16 protein-coding genes are annotated in these 21,065 nt (G+C 60.4%); 8 read left to right on the top strand and 8 right to left on the bottom strand.

All coding sequences use genetic code 11. The features are described 5' to 3' along the window. Positions 1 to 37 precede the first annotated feature (37 nt). Positions 38 to 1,429 carry a class II fumarate hydratase gene (locus JQR87_RS12265; protein ID WP_407296786.1) on the top strand — a complete coding sequence of 464 codons (1,392 nt, stop codon included), beginning with the start codon at positions 38 to 40 and terminating at the stop codon, positions 1,427 to 1,429. 56 nt (positions 1,430 to 1,485) lie between these two features. On the opposite strand, the gene JQR87_RS12270 is transcribed toward JQR87_RS12265, so the two are convergent. Together JQR87_RS12270 and pap are read right to left on the bottom strand one after the other, a co-directional pair. Next, positions 1,486 to 2,670 (bottom strand): thiolase family protein, encoded by a 1,185-nt coding sequence (locus JQR87_RS12270; protein ID WP_407296784.1) that lies wholly within the window; start codon positions 2,668 to 2,670, stop codon positions 1,486 to 1,488. Positions 2,671 to 2,848: 178 nt separating this feature from the next. Next, complete coding sequence (pap, locus tag JQR87_RS12275; protein ID WP_407296783.1) at positions 2,849 to 4,336, bottom strand: polyphosphate:AMP phosphotransferase; 1,488 nt, start codon at positions 4,334 to 4,336, stop codon at positions 2,849 to 2,851. A 158-nt stretch (positions 4,337 to 4,494) separates the two neighbouring features. Between pap and mnmC the strand changes: the two genes are divergently transcribed. Next, positions 4,495 to 6,465, top strand: a complete 1,971-nt coding sequence (gene mnmC, locus JQR87_RS12280; RefSeq protein ID WP_407296782.1) for a bifunctional tRNA (5-methylaminomethyl-2-thiouridine)(34)-methyltransferase MnmD/FAD-dependent 5-carboxymethylaminomethyl-2-thiouridine(34) oxidoreductase MnmC — start codon at positions 4,495 to 4,497, stop codon at positions 6,463 to 6,465. Positions 6,466 to 6,498: 33 nt separating this feature from the next. Here mnmC and JQR87_RS12285 read toward each other — a convergent pair whose 3' ends face one another. Then, entirely contained in the window at positions 6,499 to 6,738 is a 240-nt protein-coding gene (locus JQR87_RS12285; RefSeq protein ID WP_407296780.1) for a DUF1127 domain-containing protein, read from the bottom strand. Between the two features lie 96 nt (positions 6,739 to 6,834). Between JQR87_RS12285 and JQR87_RS12290 the strand changes: the two genes are divergently transcribed. The 6 genes from JQR87_RS12290 (at position 6,835) to JQR87_RS12315 (ending at position 16,048) form a co-directional block, all read left to right on the top strand. Next, a complete protein-coding gene (locus tag JQR87_RS12290) occupies positions 6,835 to 7,689 on the top strand; it encodes a LysR substrate-binding domain-containing protein (protein WP_407296778.1) in 855 nt (284 codons plus the stop codon). Between the two features lie 239 nt (positions 7,690 to 7,928). Then, positions 7,929 to 9,701: an N-acetylglutaminylglutamine amidotransferase gene (locus JQR87_RS12295; RefSeq protein WP_407296776.1), complete on the top strand. Its 1,773-nt coding sequence runs from the start codon at positions 7,929 to 7,931 to the stop codon at positions 9,699 to 9,701. 80 nt (positions 9,702 to 9,781) lie between these two features. Continuing rightward, positions 9,782 to 11,524, top strand: coding sequence for an N-acetylglutaminylglutamine synthetase (gene ngg / locus JQR87_RS12300; RefSeq protein WP_407296774.1), 1,743 nt, complete (start codon positions 9,782 to 9,784; stop codon positions 11,522 to 11,524). Between the two features lie 132 nt (positions 11,525 to 11,656). Beyond that, the gene (locus JQR87_RS12305; protein WP_407296772.1) at positions 11,657 to 12,856 is read left to right on the top strand and encodes an osmoprotectant NAGGN system M42 family peptidase; all 1,200 of its coding nucleotides are present in this window, start codon (positions 11,657 to 11,659) and stop codon (positions 12,854 to 12,856) included. Positions 12,857 to 13,044: 188 nt separating this feature from the next. Next, positions 13,045 to 15,807: a 7TM-DISM domain-containing protein gene (locus JQR87_RS12310; RefSeq protein ID WP_407296768.1), complete on the top strand. Its 2,763-nt coding sequence runs from the start codon at positions 13,045 to 13,047 to the stop codon at positions 15,805 to 15,807. Positions 15,808 to 15,817: 10 nt separating this feature from the next. Then, positions 15,818 to 16,048, top strand: a complete 231-nt coding sequence (locus tag JQR87_RS12315; RefSeq protein WP_407297722.1) for a YheU family protein — start codon at positions 15,818 to 15,820, stop codon at positions 16,046 to 16,048. Positions 16,049 to 16,057: 9 nt separating this feature from the next. Here JQR87_RS12315 and JQR87_RS12320 read toward each other — a convergent pair whose 3' ends face one another. The 5 genes from JQR87_RS12320 to JQR87_RS12340 all read right to left on the bottom strand — a co-directional run bounded on the left by JQR87_RS12320 (position 16,058) and on the right by JQR87_RS12340 (position 20,821). Then, positions 16,058 to 16,480, bottom strand: coding sequence for a hypothetical protein (locus tag JQR87_RS12320; RefSeq protein ID WP_407296766.1), 423 nt, complete (start codon positions 16,478 to 16,480; stop codon positions 16,058 to 16,060). 129 nt (positions 16,481 to 16,609) lie between these two features. Next, entirely contained in the window at positions 16,610 to 17,755 is a 1,146-nt protein-coding gene (locus JQR87_RS12325; protein ID WP_407296764.1) for an MFS transporter, read from the bottom strand. 108 nt (positions 17,756 to 17,863) lie between these two features. Continuing rightward, complete coding sequence (locus tag JQR87_RS12330) at positions 17,864 to 18,670, bottom strand: SDR family oxidoreductase (RefSeq protein WP_407296762.1); 807 nt, start codon at positions 18,668 to 18,670, stop codon at positions 17,864 to 17,866. Between the two features lie 181 nt (positions 18,671 to 18,851). Beyond that, a complete protein-coding gene (locus JQR87_RS12335) occupies positions 18,852 to 20,507 on the bottom strand; it encodes a cation acetate symporter (RefSeq protein WP_407296759.1) in 1,656 nt (551 codons plus the stop codon). Next, positions 20,507 to 20,821, bottom strand: coding sequence for a DUF485 domain-containing protein (locus tag JQR87_RS12340; protein WP_407296756.1), 315 nt, complete (start codon positions 20,819 to 20,821; stop codon positions 20,507 to 20,509). The genes JQR87_RS12335 and JQR87_RS12340 overlap by 1 nt, the downstream gene beginning before the upstream one ends. Between the last annotated feature and the right edge of the window lie 244 nt (positions 20,822 to 21,065).

Below are 21,065 nucleotides of genomic sequence, written 5' to 3' on the forward strand. Positions count from 1 at the left end.
GACCTAACTGCAATATCTCACCCGATGGAGTTACGGCATGACACGCACCGAAACCGACAGTCTGGGCCCAGTGGAAGTCCCGGAACAGGCCTACTGGGGCGCGCAGACACAGCGCTCGCTGATCAACTTCGCTATCGGTGAGCAGCGCATGCCGCTTGCTGTCTGCCATGCCCTGGCGCTGATCAAGAAAGCCGCAGCACGTGTCAACGACCGCATCGGCGACCTGCCCCCGGACGTTGCCCGCCTGATCGAACAGGCTGCTGACGAGATACTGTCAGGCCAACACGATGACCAGTTTCCGCTGGTTGTCTGGCAAACCGGCAGCGGCACCCAGAGCAACATGAACGTCAACGAGGTGATCGCCGGGCGTGCCAATGAGCTGGCTGGCGGCACACGTGGTGGCAAGAGCCCGGTGCACCCCAACGATCATGTGAATCGCGCGCAGAGCTCCAACGACTGCTTCCCGACCGCCATGCACATCGCCATCGCCCGGGCGATTCATGATGATCTGTTGCCCGCCATCGCCGAGCTGTCTGGTGGTATCGCCGAGCAGGCCGCGCGACATGGCTCACTAGTCAAGACCGGACGCACCCACATGATGGATGCAACCCCGGTGACCTTTGGCCAGGAGCTGTCGGCCTTCGTCGCTCAGCTGGATATCGCCGAACAGGCGATTCGCCACGCCCAGCCCGCCGTCTACGAACTGGCCCAGGGTGGCACCGCTGTCGGCACCGGCCTCAACGCACCGCACGGTTTCGCCGAAGCGATTGCAGCGGAGTTGGCCGCGCTGTCCGGCCTGCCGTTCGTATCGGCGCCGAACAAGTTCGCCGCCCTGTCCGGCCACGAACCGCTGGTAGCGCTTTCCGGCGCGTTGAAAACCCTGGCTACAGCCTTGATGAAGATCGCCAACGACTTGCGCCTGCTGGGCTCGGGACCGCGTGGTGGTTTCGCCGAGGTACGTCTGCCTGCCAATGAGCCGGGCAGCTCCATTATGCCGGGCAAGGTCAATCCGACTCAGTGCGAGGCGCTGTCCATGCTGGCCTGCCAGGTGATGGGTAACGACGTCACGGTTGGCTTTGCCGCGAGCCAGGGGCACCTGCAGCTCAACGTGTTCAAGCCGGTGATCGTGCACAACATGCTCGAATCGATCCGACTGCTGGCCGATGGCTGCCGAAACTTCAATACCCACTGCATCGTCGGCCTGGAACCGGACGCCGGGCGTATGGCCGAACATCTGGAACGGGGGCTGATGCTGGTCACGGCACTCAATCCGCACATCGGCTACGACAAGGCAGCCGAAATCGCCAAAAAGGCCTATGGAGAAGGCACAACCCTGCGCGAAGCGGCGCTCGATCTAGGGCATCTGACGGATCAGGAGTTCGATCAGTGGGTGCGTCCGGAAACCATGCTGGAGTCCAGCCGCAGCTGAGCTGGGTCGGCAACAAAAAACCCGCGCCTGGCGCGGGTTTTTTTGCGGCCCGATGGTTAGCGCACGGCTTCGAACAGCCCCGATGCGCCCATACCGCCTCCGACACACATGGTCACCACACCGAAACGCTTGTTGCGGCGTTGCAATTCACGGATGAGGTGGCCGGTAGTGCGTGAACCGGTCATGCCAAAGGGGTGACCGATGGAGATCGAACCGCCGTTCACGTTGAACTTCTCGTTGTCGATGCCGAGCGTGTCTCGGCAATAAAGGCACTGGGAAGCGAAGGCTTCGTTGAGCTCCCAGAGATCGATGTCACTGACCTGCAGGCCACGAGCCTGAAGCAGGCGCGGCACCGAGAACACCGGGCCGATGCCCATCTCGTCTGGCTCGCAGCCCGCGACCGTAAAGCCACGGAAATAGGCACGCGGCTTGAGGCCCAGCTCCAGGGCTTTGTCCAGGCTCATCACCAGGGTCATCGACGCGCCATCCGACAATTGCGAAGCGTTGCCCGCCGTAACGGAGCCATCATCTGCGAATACCGGCTTGAGCGCCGACAGGTTCTCCAGCGTTGTATCGGGACGGTTGCAGTCGTCGCGGTCGACCACACCTTCATGCTCCGTGCGTTCGCCGGTGGCCTTGTCTTCGGTGAAATAGCGGACGTTCATCGGCACGATTTCGTCCTGGAACAGCCCTTCGGCCTGAGCGCGTGCGGTGCGCTGCTGACTCTGTAACGAGTACTGATCCTGCTGTTCGCGTGTCACGTTGTAGCGGCGCGCCACCATCTCGGCAGTTTGGCCCATGCTGTGATAAAGCCCCGGGACGCGCTCCTGCAGAATCGGGTTGAACAGGTTCTCACTGTTTCGGCTCTTGGCCGTCATGGTGATGGATTCGACGCCGCCCGCAACGATGATGTCGCTGCAGCCCGAGGCGATCTGGTTGGCCGCGATGGCGATAGATTGCAGGCCGGAGGAGCAAAAGCGATTGAGGGTCATGCCTGCGCACTGAATGCCCAGATTCGACAGCACCGCTACGTTGCGGCCGATATTGTAGCCCTGAGCACCTTCGTTGGAACCTGCACCGACGATGCAGTCTTCCACCAGCTTGGGGTCCAGATCGTTGCGCGCCAGCAGCGCATTGACGCAATGGGCCGCCATGTCATCGGGACGGGTCATATTGAACTTGCCGCGGAAGGACTTGGCCAGGCCTGTCCGGACGCTGTCGACGATCACTACTTCACGCATGGCATACCTCGAATGGTTGGGCAGACGCCATGCCGCGCTGCACGGCTGCGCCGCGGTCTGCCTGTTGGACGATGACCGGAGCATAGTTCCAGCCCTTCGCCCAAGGCGACGACCATTCAGCGGGGATATGGTCGACCATCGCCCGGCTCGCCGCAGCTTTGCTTAGCGCATTCAGCCTTTACTTGGTCTCGATGGCGGCTTCCAGCCTGTCGTTGAGCGTACGTAACACCTTGACCCTTGCAAAACGCTTGTCGTTGGCTTCGACAAGCGTCCAAGGTGCGATCTCGGTGCTGGTGCGGTCGACCATGTCCGCCACGGCATGACCATAGGCGTCCCACTTTTCGCGGTTGCGCCAGTCCTCCTCGGTGATCTTGAATCGCTTATGCGGCGTGTTCTCGCGCTCCTGGAAACGCTCCATCTGGGTGTCCTTGTCGATCGATAGCCAGAACTTGGCCACGACCACGCCGGCATCGACCAGCTGCTCCTCAAACTCGTTGATTTCGGTATAAGCACGCAGCCATTCATCCGGCGAGCAGAACCCCTCGACCCGTTCGACCAGCACCCGGCCGTACCAGGACCTATCGAAGATGGTGAACTGCCCCCGCGCCGGAACGTTGCGCCAGAACCGCCAGAGCCACGGCTGCGCCAGTTCGTCTTCGCTGGGCGCAGCGATCTGCACGATGCGATACAAACGAGGGTCGAGTGCATCGGTGACGCGCCGGATGGCACTGCCCTTACCCGCTGCGTCATGCCCTTCGAACACCGCCAGCACACCACGCTTGCGCAAACGCGGGTCGCGCAGCAGCTGGGACAGGCGTGCCTGCTCCTGGCTCAGTTGCTCCTTGTAATCGTCCTTGCTGAGTTTCTGCTCGAGGTCAAGGCTACCAAGCAGGCTCAGCCGATCAACGTTCAGCTCGACCGGCGCGGTGTGCGGCTGTGAGGGCTGGTCATCGACCGCATCGAGCGCAGCATTCAGTCCTTCGAGCAGTAACCGCCCGGCGGTGAGGCTTCGATAACGCTCGTCGTAGCCCTCGATCACGTACCAGGGCGCGAAGTCTCGGCTGCTCCGGCGCAGGATCAGCTCGCCTTGGCGCACGAACTTGTCATAGGTCTTGGACTGCTGCCAATCCAGTGGGCTGATGCGCCAGCTGTGCAGCGGGTCATCCTTGAGCGATTCGAGGCGCTGAAGCATGCGATCCTTGGATAGATGGAACCAAAACTTGAAGATCAGCATGCCCTCGGCACAGAGCATCCGCTCGAAGCGTTGAGCGCGATCGATGGCCAGTTCGAGATCAACTTTTTTCAGCCGGCCATGAACTCGGTCCTCAAGCATCTTGCTGTACCAGTTACCGAAAAAGATCCCGGTCTGCCCCTTGGGCGGGAGCCGTCTCCAGTAGCGCCATGCGGGTGGATGCGATAGCTCTTCGTCCGTTGGTACATCGAAGCTGTCTACACGGATCAACCGTGGGTCCATCCACTCATTGAGCAGCTTGATCGTCTCGCCTTTCCCGGCGCCCTCGATGCCGTTGATCAGAATCAGTACCGGAAACCGCGCCTGCTCCCTGAGGCGGTACTGCGCCTGCAACAGCGCCTCGCGCAGAACAGGCACTTCTTTGTTGTAGGTGTCCTTGTCGATGGTGTGGCCGATTTCCGCAGACTCGAACATTGGGTGCTCCAGACGATGGCTTCGCATAACCCTAGCAGGCTCTCCCCCTCAGCCGTGAGCAGCAGGTTCTGCCGGTTTGTGTTCATGCGACAAAGCGCGCCCGCGGCGGGTTTCCCGCGGCTGATAGAATCGCCGCCTTTCACGCCAGGATGCCCGTCATGTCCATCCACTCTTCAACCGATTTTCAGCCAGCAGAGCTCGACTGGGACGCCAACGGCCAGCCACAGTCGCGCCAATACGAAGACGTGTACTTTTCTCGCACCTCGGGCATGGCAGAAACCGATCACGTCTTCCTGCAGCCGAGCGCGCTGGCGGAGCGGTTCGCTGCGCTGAAGACCAATGAACGGCTGGTGATCGGCGAGACGGGATTCGGTACCGGGCTCAACTTCCTCTGCGCCTGGGCGTTGTTCGAGCGCAGCGCGCCCTCCGGCGCAGGGCTGCACTTCGTCAGCGTGGAAAAACATCCCCTTTCGCGTGCAGACCTTCAGCGCGCCTTGGCTCTGTGGCCGGACCTGCAAACACAGGCGCAGCGGCTGCTGGAACAGTACGTGGCGGTGAACCCCGGTTTTCAGCAGTTCCGCTTCGGCTCGGTGGTGCTGACCCTCTTGATCGGCGATGCGTTGGAGTGCCTGAAGACGCTCGACGCCCGTATTGATGCCTGGTTTCTGGACGGCTTCGCCCCGGCGAAAAACCCTGAGATGTGGCAACCGGCGTTGTTCGATCAACTGGCGCGCCTGTCTGGACCGGGCGCGACCGTGGCCACCTTCACCAGTGCCGGTGACGTACGCCGCGCATTGAAAGCAGCAGGCTTCGAGGTGAAGCGCATCCCCGGCTTTGGTCAAAAGTGGGAATGCTTGTGCGGCCAGTTCGTTGGCGCGTCGTTGCAATCGAGCAAGCCCTGGTTTGCTCGCCCGGCTTTCAAACCCGCCGAACGCAAGGCTCTGATAATCGGTGCGGGTCTGGCCGGTTGCGCCAGTGCCAGCAGCCTGGCCGCGCGTGGCTGGCAGGTCACGCTGCTCGAGCGTCATGCTGACATCGCCCAGGAAGGCTCCGGCAACCCGCAAGGGGTGCTGTACCTGAAACTCTCCGCGCACGGCACCGCGCTGTCGCAGCTGGTGGTAAGCGGCTTCGGCTATACCCGACGCCTGCTCGGCAACCTCCAGCATGGCCGGGACTGGGATGCCTGTGGGGTGCTGCAGATCGCGTTCGATGACAAGGAGGCTGCACGGCACGCCGAGTTACTCGGAGCCTTTCCGGTCGAGCTACTGCATTCAGTGGATCGCGACCGGGCCGAACAGCTGTCGGGTGTCAGACTGGCTAACGGTGGGCTATTCTACCCGGACGCCGGCTGGGCGCATCCGCCTGCGCTGTGCCGCTGGATGATCGAGCACCCGAACATCGAGCTGATCCGCCACCAGCACCCCATCGAGCTGCGCCGTACCGGGGAGATGTGGCAAGCGATGAACGAGGACCAGATCCTCGCTAAAGCCCCCATAGTTGTCCTGGCCGGCGCAGCCGAGGCCGCGCGCTTCAGCCAAAGCGCCTGGTTGCCGCTCAAGCGGATCCGCGGTCAGATAACCGAGCTGCAGGCAACGGACGAGAGCCTCGCGTTGAAGACCGTGCTTTGTGCGAAGGGATACGTTGCACCGCCGCGAGAGGGATGGCACACGCTCGGTGCCAGCTTCAATTTTGCCGAGCGCTCACCCACGCCGAGCGAAGCCGAGCACCGCTCGAATCTGGAGATGCTGGAAGAGATCTCAGCTGACCTGTATCTGCGCCTGCATGCCCACCAAAAATCCGTCGATGAACTGCATGGGCGCGTGGCCTTTCGCTGCACCAGCCCCGACTACCTGCCGATTATCGGCCCGATCGCGGATGCCAAGCCGTTCGCCGAAGCGTATGCCGTGCTGTCCAAGGATGCCCGCCAAACGCCAAACACGCCCTGCCCCTGGCTAGACGGCCTGTACGTCAACACGGGGCACGGCTCGCGCGGGCTGATCACCACGCCGCTATCTGGCGAACTCCTGGCCGCCTGGCTCGATGACGAGCCCCTGCCGTTGCCCCGTGCAATTGCCGAAGCCTGTCATCCCAACCGCTTCCTGCTCCGCAAACTGATTCGCCGTACATGAGCACAGGGTCAGAGTCTGTACGCCCATGAATGCTCATCCGCGACGAAAGGGTTCATCCCAGAACGGTCGATTTACTTCCGTCTCGACATCTGCACGGCTCAGCCCAATGTCTTTGAGCATCTCATCGCTCAACGACCCGAGCCGTTGGCGCTCACGGTACAACGCATGCCAGCGGCGTAACCGCTGCAAGACAACGCGCAGTGACCGTCCAACGGTTCGATAAGTAGTAGCGCTCAACGCATGGGCTTGAGCATGTTCGACATGGCTTTTCATCTGGTGCACCTCCCTTGTGGATGGCGCCAGTTTCCCGCTGGGATTACGATCAATCCAACGAATGTTTATGATACTTGCCATCTCGGAGATTGATGAATGGCCAACTACCCAAGTATCGATGCGGAACTGCTCCGTAGCTTTGTAGCGATTGCCGATCACGGCGGCTTCACCCGAGCCGCTGAAGCGGTCAATCGCACACAGTCGGCAATCAGCATGCAAATGAAACGGCTCGAAGAGGACGTCCTGCAGCGTTCCGTATTCGAGCGTGATGGTCGGCAGGTCAGGCTCACGGCAGAAGGTCAGATCCTGCTGGGTTACGCACGACGGATCCTGAAGCTGCACGGAGAGGTACTGACCACACTGCGAGAGCCGCACATGGTCGGTTCGGTGCGCATCGGAACCCCCGATGATTACGTCATGCGCTTTTTGCCGGGCATCCTGTCGCGGTTCGCTCAGGCGTATCCACTCGTGCAGGTGGAGGTGCATTGCGAGCCGTCCTACCAGCTACTCCAGCGGCGTGACCTGGACCTGACCATCGTCACCCGCGAGCCCGGCACGGAGATTGGTCAATTGCTGCGCCGTGAGCGCTTCGTCTGGGCCGAAGCGCCGGGCTTCAATACGCACGAGCAGCGCCCGATGCCGCTGGCGATGTTCAATACCGACTGCTTTTGCCGTGCCTGGGCATGCAACGCGCTGGACAGTCTGGATATGCCCTATAGAGTCGCCTACACCAGCCCGAGCCTGTCGGCGCTAATGGCCGTGGTCAACGCCGGTCTGGCCGTCACTGCGCAACTGCAGAGCTTGATTACTGCGGACCTGCGAATACTGGGAGAGGCCGAGGGCATGCCAGAGCTGCCAATGAGCAGTATCGTCCTGCTCCGCAGCGAGCGAAACCAATCGCAGGTCAGTGAAACCCTGGCTGAGCACATCGTAGAAGGCTTTCGACTGTGATAGCTGCCAAACACCTTGCCGGCTTACGGCGATGCGCTGGCCGCAGGGTTTGACCTGATAGGGTCGATTTGTTTTGCTTTGGACTCGACTGGCTCCAAACGTGAACTTCAGACAGCACCAGCAGGCCCGATCGACCCGAGCAAACAACGCCCCAGAGCGGTGCACGCCCGTCTGAAAACCTGAACTTCGCGATCCGCGAGCCGGTCACACTCCCCAACGGCAATACCGGTAAGGATCCTATGTGTGGCATAGCTGGCGAACTTCGCTTCGATAAACAACCAGCCGATCTGGCAGCGGTTGAACGCATCACCCAATCCCTGACGTCCCGCGGTCCGGACGCCTGCGGTTTCAATAGTCACGGCCCCCTCGCACTGGGTCATCGACGCCTTAAAATCATGGATCTGTGCGAGGCCTCGGGCCAGCCGATGATCGATTCGGCGCTCGGCCTTTCCATGGTCTTCAACGGCGCTATCTACAACTATCCCGAACTGCGCGCCGAGCTTGAAGCGTTGGGCTACAGCTTCTTCTCCGGCGGCGACACGGAAGTGTTGCTCAAAGGCTTCCACGCGTGGGGCGAAGCGCTGTTGCCCCGTCTGAACGGCATGTTCGCCTTCGCCATCTGGCAGCGCGACGTGCAGGAGCTGTTCATAGCGCGTGATCGCCTCGGCATCAAGCCTCTGTACCTGTCGCGTAACGGCGAGCGTCTGCGCTTTGCTTCCACGCTGCCAGCGCTGCTAAAGGGCGGCGACATTGCCGGCGTGCTGAACCCCGTGGCACTAAATCACTACATGAGCTTCCATGCTGTCGTGCCGGCGCCTGATACGCTCATCGCCGGCATTGAGAAAGTGCCGCCTGGAACGTTCATGCGGGTCGATGCAAGCGGCAAAACCAGCCAGCACCGCTGGTGGACGCTGCCATTCGGCGCATCGGAAGAAGAACAACGTTACAGCTTCGAAGACTGGCAAGAGCGCACCCTGACGACTTTGCGCGCGTCCGTCGCCCTGCGTCATCGCGCAGCGGTCGACGTTGGTGTTCTGCTGTCCGGCGGTGTCGATTCCAGCTTGCTGGTCGGCCTGCTTCGCGAGGCTGGTGCTGCCGATAATCTGCAGACCTTCTCCATCGGCTTTCAGGATGCGGGCGGAGAGCGCGGTGACGAGTTCAAGTATTCAGACCTGATTGCGGAGCATTACGGGACGCGCCATCACCAGCTACGCATTCAGGAAAAGGAAATTCTCGAACAGCTACCCGCCGCCTTCCGTGCCATGAGTGAACCGATGGTCAGCCACGACTGCATCGCGTTCTACCTGCTCTCGCGGGAAGTGTCCAAACACTGCAAGGTGGTCCAGAGCGGCCAGGGCGCTGACGAGCTGTTTGCCGGCTACCACTGGTATCCGAAGGTGGACGGTGCTGACAACCCGGTCGAGGCTTATCTCCAATCCTTCCGCGATCGCAGCTTTGAGGAGTACGCCGACACGGTGCAGCAGCAGTGGGTCAAGGGCGACTTCTCCGGCGACTTCGTGCGTCAGCATTTCGCTCAGCCCGGTGCCGATGCGGCTGTCGACAAAGCCCTGCGAATCGACAGCACAGTGATGCTGGTAGACGACCCGGTCAAACGCGTCGACAACATGACCATGGCCTGGGGCCTCGAGGCGAGGGTGCCGTTTCTCGATCACAACGTGGCGGAGCTGTCCGCTCGAATCCCGGCCAAGTACAAGCTGCCCGACGGTGGCAAGTACGTGCTCAAGGAAGCCGCCCGTAAAGTCATTCCAGCCGCGGTTATCGACCGTCCCAAGGGCTATTTCCCAGTGCCGGGGCTCAAGCATCTCGAGGGCGACACGCTGAACTGGGTGCGGGAATTGCTGACCGATCCGAGCCAGGACCGGGGGCTTTATAACCCGGCGATGCTGGACAAGCTGTTCAACGACCCTGAAGGCCAGCTGACACCCCTTCGCGGCTCGAAATTGTGGCAATTGGCAGCCCTCAACCTATGGTTGAGCGAACAAGGCCTTTAAGAACCCGATCATGACGACACGGTGATCGAGCGCCGAGGCGCTGTCACCGCGAAGTCATGACAAGCTCCAAGGAATGCACCATGCAGAAGTCTCAAGCCTACGGACAGCGACTGTTGCGCGGCCAGACGCCGACCTACGAGCGCTTGCAACAGAGGCTCGCGGAGGATGGCCAGGAAGAACCCCAGGCACCTGTTACGCTGCACTGTGGCTGGGGCCGCATCCTGATTGGCCACACCTACTCCGACCCTGAAAAGCTTGCGGCAGATTTGCTCCATGAACAGGCCGGGGAGCGAGACATTGCCCTATACGTTGCCGCGCCGCATCAGGTGCTGGCCCATGCGCCGCAGCAGCTGTTTCTCGACCCGTCGGACACATCGCGCATCTGGTTTACCGACTACCGACCGGCGCGGCGCAGCTTCCGAGGCTTCGGCATTCGCCGCGCACAGAGTGACTCGGACTGGAAGGCGATCAATTGCCTGTATCAGTCCCGCCACATGTTGCCGGTCAACCCCGAGCTGTGCACACCTAGAGAACAAGGTGGCCCTGATTACTGGCTCGCCGAAGACGACGACTCCGGACAGATCATCGGGAGCGTCATGGGCATCAATCATCACAAGGCGTTCAACGACCCGGAAAACGGCTCCAGCCTCTGGTGCCTGGCGGTCGCCCCAAGCTGCACGCGACCGGGCGTTGGCGAAGCGCTGGTGCGTCATCTGATCGAGCACTATATGGGGCGTGGTCTCGCCTATCTGGACCTGTCAGTGCTGCACGACAACAAACAGGCCAAGGCGCTGTACGCAAAGCTGGGTTTCCGCGACCTGCAGACCTTCACGGTCAAACGCAAGAACACCTTCAACCAGCCATTGTTTCTTGGCCCAGGCCCGGAAGCCGAGTTGAACCCCTACGCCAGGATAATCGTTGATGAGGCCCGGCGACGCGGCATTGAAATCGTCATCGACGATGCCGAGGCCGGCTTGTTCACCCTGACCCAGGGTGGCCGCAAGGTACGCTGTCGTGAATCGCTATCAGACCTGACGTCGGCGGTTAGCATGACGCTCTGTCAGGACAAGAGCTTGACACACCGCACCCTCGCACGCGCCGGGCTCAAACTGCCCGCTCAGCAGCGCGCAGGATCGCCCGAGGACAACGCGGCGTTTCTGGAAACGCACGGCAGTATCGTGGTCAAGCCGCTCGATGGCGAACAGGGCCATGGCGTGTCAGTCGATCTGCGCAGCCCTGAGGACGTCGAAGACGCCATTGCCCGCGCGCGCCAGTTTGATCAGCGCGTCCTGCTGGAAAGCTATCACCCAGGCCTCGATCTACGCATCGTAGTGATCGGCTATGAAGTCGTCGCTGCGGCCATTCGGCGTCCGGCGGAAGTGGTCGGTGATGGAAGCCACACCATTGGCGCGTTGATCGAAACCCAAAGCCGCCGTCGCCAGGCCGCGACCGGTGGCGAAAGCAAGATCCCGATGGATGAGGAGACACAGCGCTGCCTGAGCGAAGCCGGCTTCGATTACGACAGCGTACTGCCACGCGGCCAACACCTGACGGTTCGACGCACCGCCAACCTGCACACCGGTGGCACGCTCGATGACGTGACCGATCAGCTGCATCCGGACCTGATCAATGCGGCAGTTCGTGCCGCCCGCGCTCTGGATATTCCAGTGGTGGGTCTCGATCTGTTGGTACCTGCAGCCGACCAGCCGGAGTATGTATTCATAGAAGCGAACGAGCGCGTCGGCCTCGCCAATCACCATCCGCAGCCCACCGCAGAACGCTTCGTCGACCTGCTGTTCCCTTTGAGCTACGGCACGCACTAACCGGCACACGTCGTTCACCCGGTTCCGGCAGCTACAACTGCCGGAACAGCGCCGCCTCGCTTGCGGCTTCACCGCAGCTCAACTTCACTCACATACATAGCGGCCCCGAGCTACTGCCGCTAAGGACTGATCATGACTGCAAAGCTCCCAGAACCAGACCTCAATTACCTGCAGCGTGTGTTGCTGGAGATGCTGGCCATCCCCAGCCCCACCGGTTTCACCGACACCATTGTTCGCTACGTGGCCGAGCGGCTCAAAGAATTGGGTATTCCATTCGAGCTGACCCGTCGCGGGACCATCCGCGCCACGCTAAAAGGTCGTCGATACAGCCCTGACCGAGCCATCGCAGCACACCTGGACACGATCGGTGCCAGCGTTAGAGAAATCCACGAGACAGGCCGACTTGGGCTATCGCCGGTTGGCTGCTGGTCGAGTCGCTTCGCCGAGGGTAGCCGGGTCAGCGTGTTTACCGACGCCGGCGTGGTACGCGGCAGCGTGCTACCGCTGTTGGCATCCGGGCATGCTTTCAACACCGCGGTCGACGAGATGCCAATCAGCTGGGATCACGTAGAGTTGCGACTGGATGGCTACACCAAGAGCCGCGCCGACACCCTCGCGCTCGGTATCAACGTAGGCGATTTCGTCGCCTTCGATCCAATGCCTGAATTCACCGACAGTGGCTATATCAGCTCGCGCCATCTGGACGACAAGGCCGGAGTCGCTGCTCTGCTGGCGGCGCTCAAGGCCGTGGTTGAAAGCGGCCGGGAACCACCGATCGATTGCCATCCACTTTTCACCATCACCGAAGAAACTGGCTCAGGCGCAGCAGGCGCCCTGCCCTGGGATGTCAGCGAATTTGTCGGAATCGATATCGCGCCAACGGCGAAAGGGCAGGAATCCAGCGAGCATGCGGTGACGGTCGCCATGCAGGATTCGGGCGGGCCGTACGACTTTCACCTGTCGCGCCATCTGTTGAAGCTGGCAGAAGCGAACGAGGTACCGGTGCGCCGTGATCTGTTTCGCTACTACCACAGTGATGCACAGTCGGCGATTGCAGCAGGTCACGACATCCGCACTGCCCTGCTTGCATTCGGCTGTGATGCCACCCATGGCTACGAGCGCACCCATATCGACAGCCTGGCGGCTATGAGCCGCCTGGTCTGTGCGTACTTGTTAAGCCCGCCGGTGTTCGCGAGTGACGCCCACGCCGGAAAAGATTCACTGGAAAACTTCAGCCACCAGCTCGAACATGTCACTCAGATGGAGAACGACACGCGCGTTCCCGCAGTCGATTCGATCTTCGACAAAGTCACAGACGATTCGTCCGGTTGATCGCTACGTTTCATGATGCGCCGCCAACTTGAGGCAATTGCCGATTGCGAGGCGGCGTCGATCCGGGCAAAGTCGCAACCCTCTGAAATGTATGGTTGCCTGTTCAGTCAGGAATGAGGCGAACCAGGTTTGCCATTGGCGTAACTGAAACCGCGTATCGCGACTTTGCACGCCCTCGGGTCAATAACATGCTGCCGCGTCTTTGTCTGGCTTTCCTGCTGTTCTGCCTGTCCGCTCAGGTCTGGGCATTCGAGCCCGTGCCGATCGATTCCAAGCAGTTTCGTCAGGCGCTCGGCAGCTGGACCTATTTTCTGAGAGATCCTGCTACCGTGCTGGGTGTATCAGAGGTGTTTGAGCTCCCTGAAAAGACCTTCGAGCCGGTGGAGGGCATGCACGCCAACAAGGGCAAGAACAAATCGGTCTGGTGGTTTCGTGTTGAGCTGAACAACCAACTGAATGACGCCGTGGGCGGCTTCATCGAGATCAACTACCCGCTGCTTGACGACATCCAGCTCTACCTTCGCCACCCGGACGGCCGGACCAGCCGGCAGGTGACCGGCGATAGTCACCCGTTCAGCGAAAGGTCCGTGAAGGTCAGCAATTTCTGGTTTCCGCTGACCCTGGAACCGGGCACTTCATCGCTGCTGCTACGCGTGGAGAGCACAAGCACGCTTTATGTCCCGCTATATTTCAGTACTTACGCGGCGAACGCCGAAGCGACCGAGGATTCGACAGCCTTCGCTGGTGCCTTTTACGGCGTACTGTTCGCGATGTTCTGCTACAACTTCTTTCTGTTCCTCTCGCTGCGTGAGCCTGCTTACTTCTGGTACCTCATCTACAACCTCAACGTCGGGCTGTTCGCGCTCAGCTTCGATGGCATGTTGGTCAAATGGCTGAATGATGCAGGCGGCATGCTTGCACTGGGCATCTACGCACTGATGCTCAGCCACTGCCTGATCGCCGTGCAATTCAGCCGACACTTCCTCCACACCCGTGAATATTTTCCTCGCCTGGATTTCACCCTGCGTGTGGCTTTGCTCTTATCGGTGGCCGCGCTGCTGTCCGGGTTCGTACTGAACGTACAGACCTGGAGCCTACTCGCCAGCGTGATGGTGATCGCCGTATCCATCGGGTTGCTGCTGACTGGCGCTTTCGTCTGGAGCCGTGGGGTACGTTACGGCCTGTACTACACGCTGGCGTGGGGCGTTCTATTGATAACGTTCGTCATCGTCACCGCCGGCTCCCTGGGCTTCAACCTGTTCGGGCTGTACGGCGCGCCGGTCGTGAAGATCGGCATTGCCTTCGAGCTGATCACGCTATCGATCGGACTTGCTGATCGCATCAACCTGCTCAAGGAAGAAGGCTTCCGCTCGCGCCAGGCGGCCGAGCGTGCTGAGAGCGAAAACCAGGCGAAGAGCCGCTTCCTGGCAAAGATGAGTCACGAAATCCGAACGCCGCTCAACGGCGTGCTGGGCATGCTGCAACTGCTGCGGGAAACCAAACTGGACCGCAACCAGCGCTTCTACCTGGATACCATCGCCAGCTCCAGTAACTCATTGATGACGGTCATCAATGACATCCTCGACTACGCCAGGATCGGTGCCGGCAAGCTGGTCCTCGAGGATATCGAGTACGACCTGGAAGCACTGGTCTCCGAAACGATCAGCCTGTTCACAGCCCAGGCGCTGGAGAAACAGCTGAGCCTGCATTTAAGTCTAGGGCCAGGCGTCCCTCGCCGCTTACGTGGCGACCCGACCCGACTCAAGCAGGTGCTGATGAATCTGCTCAGCAATTCGCTGAAGTTCACCGAACGGGGCTGCGTAATGCTGGAGATCGTTCGCCAGGGTCCAGCCGACGCCCGCAGTTTGATCTTCTCCGTTACTGACAGCGGCATAGGCATGCGTGCGGAAGTGCTAGCCAAGCTGTTCGTCTCCTTCGCTCAAGGCGACTCCAGCACAACCCGACGTTACGGCGGCAGCGGCCTTGGCCTGGTCATCAGCAAAGAGCTGGTTGAAATGATGGGGGGGCAGATCGACGTGCAGAGCACGCCCGGTCAGGGCAGTCGATTCAGCTTCGACATCCCGTTGCGCAAAGCGGACGACCAGCCCGACCCACTTCATTCGCTGCTCAAGTTCCATACGGCCGTGATCGCGTCCCAGGACGCCTGCGCGCTCGACGCGATGAGCAACCTGTTGAACCGCTGGGGAATGCAGGTGGTGCGCTGCGAGGAACCACGACGGCTACCCCGCTACCTTGACGATCAGGCTTCGGCACCGCTACTGGTTGTCATGGCGCCGTGGCCTGGAAAACCGCAGACATGGCTCACCGCTGTGGCCGACCAACTTGAGCCGAACCAGCGGGTGATGCTGCTTCAGCCCCCACACAGCGAGACGCCAGCAAGCGCTTCATCACTGCGGCTGGCCAGCGTCCCCTTGCCTCTACTGACAGGCGCATTGCGCGAAGCGCTGCATCGCCTCTACCAACCGGCCCCATCGCAGGAAGATGATACTGCTGTGGCAGATGCAGTGCCGGTTGCCAAGCCCCGCATCCTCACGGTCGAAGACAACCCCGTGAGCCAGATGGTGGTGACCAGTTTGCTTCGCAAGCGGGGCTATGAGGTCATGGTTGCGGATAACGGTCGTAAAGCGGTGACTGCATACCGGGACGCCCCCGCTGAGGTTCATCTGATTCTGATGGACTGCGAGATGCCCGAAATGGACGGTTTCGAAGCGAGCCGGCAGATCCGCAGATACGAGGCGGAGCTTGGATTACCGCAGGTGCCCATCGTCGCCCTCACCGCACACGTACTCGACGAGCATCGACGCCAGGGGATCGATGCTGGCATGAATGATTTCATCGGTAAGCCGTTAGACAGCGAGCAGCTGTATGCTTGCCTGGACCGGTTTCTGAAAGCGCCGATCAATGAACCCGACCTGGGCCACCTCACCTGATCCGACGCCGATGCTTATACCTCACGACCAGCTCGAACCTGACACCCTGACCCGCCTCATTGAAGATTTCGTGACCCGCGACGGCACTGACAATGGCGACGACACACCGCTTGCGACTCGCGTAGAACGGGTACGCCACGCGCTCAACAAAGGCACCGCCGTGATCGTTTTCGATGTCGATCATCAGCAATGTCAACTGGCTCTCAAGCGCGACATACCGAGGGAATGGCTGGAAGGTTGAGTCTGTACGTCAGCCTAGCACGCCGCCATCTCGCTCCCAGGCGCAGCGCATGCGCAGGTCGCGCTGATGAGGGCTGTGGGACCCGCTCTCCGTTTCCCAGCGAAAGGTATGCGTGCCGTTGAGTTCGGTTTCCAGGTGAACCACTGCGCTGGTCCAGTAGAGTTCGTTCAGAAGCGCCTCGAAATTACGCACCCACAGCGCCCATTCGTATTCGACCGCACGGTAGCTGGCGCCGAAATGGATAACCTGCGTCTGATAAACCCCGTCGTCCGTACAGCACGAAAACATCTCACGACCGATGAAAGGCCAGCCCTCCCCAAGCGGCAGACGATCAAGTGCGTGGCGGTTGACCAGACGGCGCTGTCGGCACTGCTCGGCGTCGCCCGAAGGCCAGTCGCGGATGCTGCCGTAGACGATGGATTCGGGCTCCACGATGTAACTCCTGGTGAAATGTCCGACATGTTCAACCAATTCGAAGCAGCCTTCCAGAGCCGAAGCCGCTCTATATCAGCTTGTTGGCCCAGCGGTGAACCAGACCACAGCGTGTGGATGACGAAACGCTCAGGTTGTAGTCGCAGCCTCATGATCACGGCGGGGGGCCAGTCGCAACGCCAAAATAGACATCAGCGCCGAGATACCCGCCAGCACAAGGAATGGCCAACGATAGTCGCCAGCCAGATCGCGACCGAGCCCTGTCAGCACAGGCGTCAAGCACGCCAGACTGTAGCCGGTGCAGAGCATCATTGCAGTCAGACGACTCACCGCTAACGGTGTTGTCGCCTCGTACATCGGCAATACCAGTGACATCGAAAACGTCCCGTTCAAAGCCACGCCGAGCAGCATGCACACCAGCAACGGGGTGACCTGAGGGAGCATCGCGATGATCAACAGGCAGGTTGTTGCCAGCACGCCGCAACCAGACATGAGTAGGTGCCGCCTACCAAAGCGTTGTGCCAGCCAGGGCATGATGAACGAGCTGGGCAAGCCGATAAGCATGAACCCGCTGAAAAACGCATTGCTCTGCAACAGACTGAAACCGACCTCGTGATACCGCGCAACGAGCCAGGTCGCCAGCGCATAGAACAGGCCGGCCTGCAGTGCGAAATAGATGCTCACCAACCAGGCACGCGGCTCACGCCATGGCAGACCGGCACGACCTTCAGTGCGTGGCTCTGGCTGGTTCGGCAATCGCAACCAGAACAGCAGCGCCACGACGGCCGGGATCGACCACAGCGCCAGCCCCATGGTCCAGCGCTGAGCCAGCAGTTCGGTAGCCGGCGCGGTCAGCACCACGCCAACGGTGCCGCCAACCGCCATGCTCAATGAATAGAACGCCGCCGTCTTGCCGATCCGGTCGAGGAAATAACGCTTGATGAAACCCGACAGGAGCGGCCCGGCAACTGCGATTCCCGCTCCGACCAGAGCCGCGGTGACAATCAGCACCGGCGCACTGTCGCCTAACAAACGGAGCATCAATGCCAGACCGATCAAGCCAAGGCATAGGCTGATGGTCCGCTCCAGGCCGAAGCGTATTGCCAGTCGCGGCGCCAACGGTGCGAGCAGGCCCATCAACAGGACCGGTAAAGCAGTGGTGAGGCTGATAATGCTGCGGCTGAGGTCCAGCTCTTCGGCGATGCGTTCGATCAGAGGTGCGAACGACGTAATGCCAGGCCGAAGGTTGATCGCGGCAAGAACGAGAGCCAGCATGAGAAGCCAGCGAGACGGGTTTTTCACAGTGGATCCAGAGGCAGACCGGGTAGGACCGGCAACCCTACTCCCGCCCCTGGCTCAGGGCAAGCAAAACGGACTGCTTGGTCAGGTTTTGCTCTTGTTACGCTTTTTCTCAGCCAACACCACCATTTCGTCGTAGATCGCCTGCGGATTCTGCTGTTTGATCTTCCATGCCACGCGTCCTTCATCGTGGGGCAGGATCATGAACACGCCTTCGGCTACCTGACGGTAGGTATAGTCGGCGATATCAGCGGCAGTGATTGGCGACGCTTCGAGCAGCTTGCTTATCTGCGCTTTCATGTTAGGCGTCGGCCCGCGATAGGAATCCATCAGGTTGGTCTGGAAGAACGATGGGCAGACCACGTGAACCCCGACCTCCTGCTGCTTCAACTCCACCAGCAGGCTTTCGGACAATGCCACGACACCGGCTTTGGCCACGTTGTAGTTGCTCATTCCCGGCGCCTGCATCAGGGCGGCCATGGAGGCGATGTTGATGATTTTGCCTTTGCTCTGCTGTACCAGCGGCAAGAACGCTTTGCAGCCCTTGACCACGCCCATCAGGTTGATCGCTATCTGCCAGTCCCAGTCCTCCAGCGATAGCTCGTCGAAAAAGCCACCCGAGGCAACACCGGCATTGTTGACGATCACATCGATACCGCCAAGCTTGGTCTCACAGGCCTGGGCCAGCGCCGTCAGTTGGCTGTAATCACGTACATCGCAGCGCTGCGTGAAACCATCACCTCCCGCTTCGCGAACCATCTTTAAGGTCTCAGCCAGCCCGGCTTCATTCACATCCGAAAGGGCCAGCTGCCAGCCCTCACGCGCCCAGCGCAACGCGATCTCACGACCCAGACCGGAACCGGCGCCAGTGACCATCATGCGATTTTGCATCGTTTGTAACCTTTTGTTCGTTGGGTTGAGACGAGTCTAGCTAAAGCCGCAGCGGCCTCCGCCCTCTATTGAAATGCTGAATGCCTGGCATGCTTCACATCGGATTGGCACCGCTGCGGCGCATGTGTGAAGAATAAAAAAAGGCAGCCCGAAGGCTGCCTTTCGCTCACAACGCAGAGGCTTAGTGTGCCACCGCACCACTCGAGCCCAGTCCAGTCTGCGACCGGATGAACTGCGGGAAGAACCGTGCACGCTCTTCAGCTGCGGCCTTGGACTTGTCGGTAACCGAGAAGAACCACAGGCCAGCGAAGGCGGCGATCATCGCGAACAGTGCCGGGTACTTGTAGGGGAAGATAGCTGTCTCGAAGTGCAGCACATCGACCCATACCGTCGGGCTGAGGATGGTCAGCAGCAATGCCGTGCCCAAGCCCATCGCACCACCGATCAGCGCACCGCGGGTGGTCAGGTTCTTCCAGTACATCGAAAGGAACAGGATCGGGAAATTGCAGCTCGCGGCCACCGAGAACGCCAGCCCTACCATGAAGGCTATGTTCTGGTTCTCGAAGGCGACACCTAGCAGAATGGCCAGCACACCCAGGGCCAGCGTAGTGCGCTTGGTCACTTTCAGCTCGTCTTCTTCCTTGGCCTTGCCCTTCTTGATTACGCAGGCATAGAGGTCGTGCGCGACAGCCGAGGCACCAGCCAGTGCCAGACCTGAGACGACAGCCAGGATCGTAGCGAACGCCACTGCGGAGATGAAGCCGAGGAACAGGTTGCCACCAACAGCTGAAGCCAGGTGGATGGCGACCATGTTGGTCCCCCCGATAATGGCGCCCGTTGCGTCTTTGAAGCCCGGGTTCGTGCTGACCAGCAGGATTGCGCCGAAACCGATGATGAACGTTAGGATATAGAAGTAACCGATAAAGCCAGTTGCGTAGAACACGCTTTTACGCGCTTCCTTGGCGTCGGCAACGGTGAAGAACCTCATCAGGATATGCGGCAGTCCAGCGGTGCCGAACATCAGCGCCAGACCCAACGAAATGGCCGAGATCGGATCCGAAACCAGACCGCCAGGGCTCATGATTGCCTGATGGTTTGGGTGTAGCGCTACTGCGTCGGCGAACAGACGGCTGAAGTCGAAGCCTACGTTGTACATCACCATGACGGCCATGAAGGTTGCGCCGGACAGCAGCAGGACGGCCTTGATGATCTGCACCCAAGTGGTGGCCAGCATGCCGCCGAACATCACGTACATAACCATCAGTACGCCGACGAGCACAACGGCCACCAGATAGTCCAGGCCAAAGAGCAGCTGGATCAGCTTACCGGCGCCAACCATCTGCGCAATCAGATAGAAGGCCACCACGATCAGCGAACCGCATGCAGAAAGGACGCGGATCTGAGTCTGGCCCAGGCGGTAGGAGGCTACGTCCGAGAAGGTGAACTTGCCCAGATTGCGCAGACGCTCGGCCATCAGAAAGAGAATGATCGGCCAACCCACCAGAAAGCCGATCGAATAAATCAGGCCGTCGTAGCCGCTGGTGAAGACCAGCGCTGAAATGCCAAGAAACGATGCCGCAGACATGAAGTCGCCAGCGATCGCCAGCCCGTTCTGGAAGCCGGTAATGCTACCTCCGGCGGTGTAGTAATCGGAGGTGGAGGTGTTGCGTTTAGCCGCCCATTTAGTGATGCCCATCGTGAACACGATGAATATGAGGAACATCGAAATGGCGGTCCAGTTAGTGGCCTGTTTCTGCACATCCCCGGTCAGGGCGTCAGCAAACAGTGCCGGTGCAGCCGCCATCAGAGCAGCTGCGGTCAGCAAGCGAGCAAACATTATTTCTGGGCCTCGTTGAGGATGTCTTGGGTGATGCGATCGAACTCGCCGTTGGCGCGTTTCACGTAGATTCCTGTCAGCAGAAATGACAGGAAGATCAGGCCCAGACCCGCCGGGATACCCCAGGTCGTGACGGAGCCGTTGCTCAAGGGTGTTCCCAACACCGTCGGGTCAAACGCGATGACGAGGATGAAAGCGAAATAAGCGGTAAGCATGATGGTCGCCAGCATCCAGGCGAAACGACCACGTTTGGTAACCAGGTCCTGGAATCGTGGGTCAGCATTGATCTGCTGAAGTACGGTCTCGTTGTTCATTGGGGTCTCCACACGGTCCTCTGCCCACACATGAAGGCAGGCGGCTACTTTAGGGCCGGCCCGATTGAAAACCACTCGACCATGGTCTTGTTTTTATTTCGCGAAACGCCCGGGCCAGACGCATCCATGACAGTTCTAGTGGGCGGCTTGGATCGGATAGAGAGGAGCTATGTCAGTCATCGAGCGCGACGATTTCCGACTCGCCTGAAGTAGGACCAGAATGCTTCGCATCCGAGAACAATTC

It is taken from the genome of Stutzerimonas stutzeri (genome assembly GCF_051028275.1).
Taxonomy (GTDB): Bacteria; Pseudomonadota; Gammaproteobacteria; order Pseudomonadales; family Pseudomonadaceae; genus Stutzerimonas; species Stutzerimonas stutzeri_AS.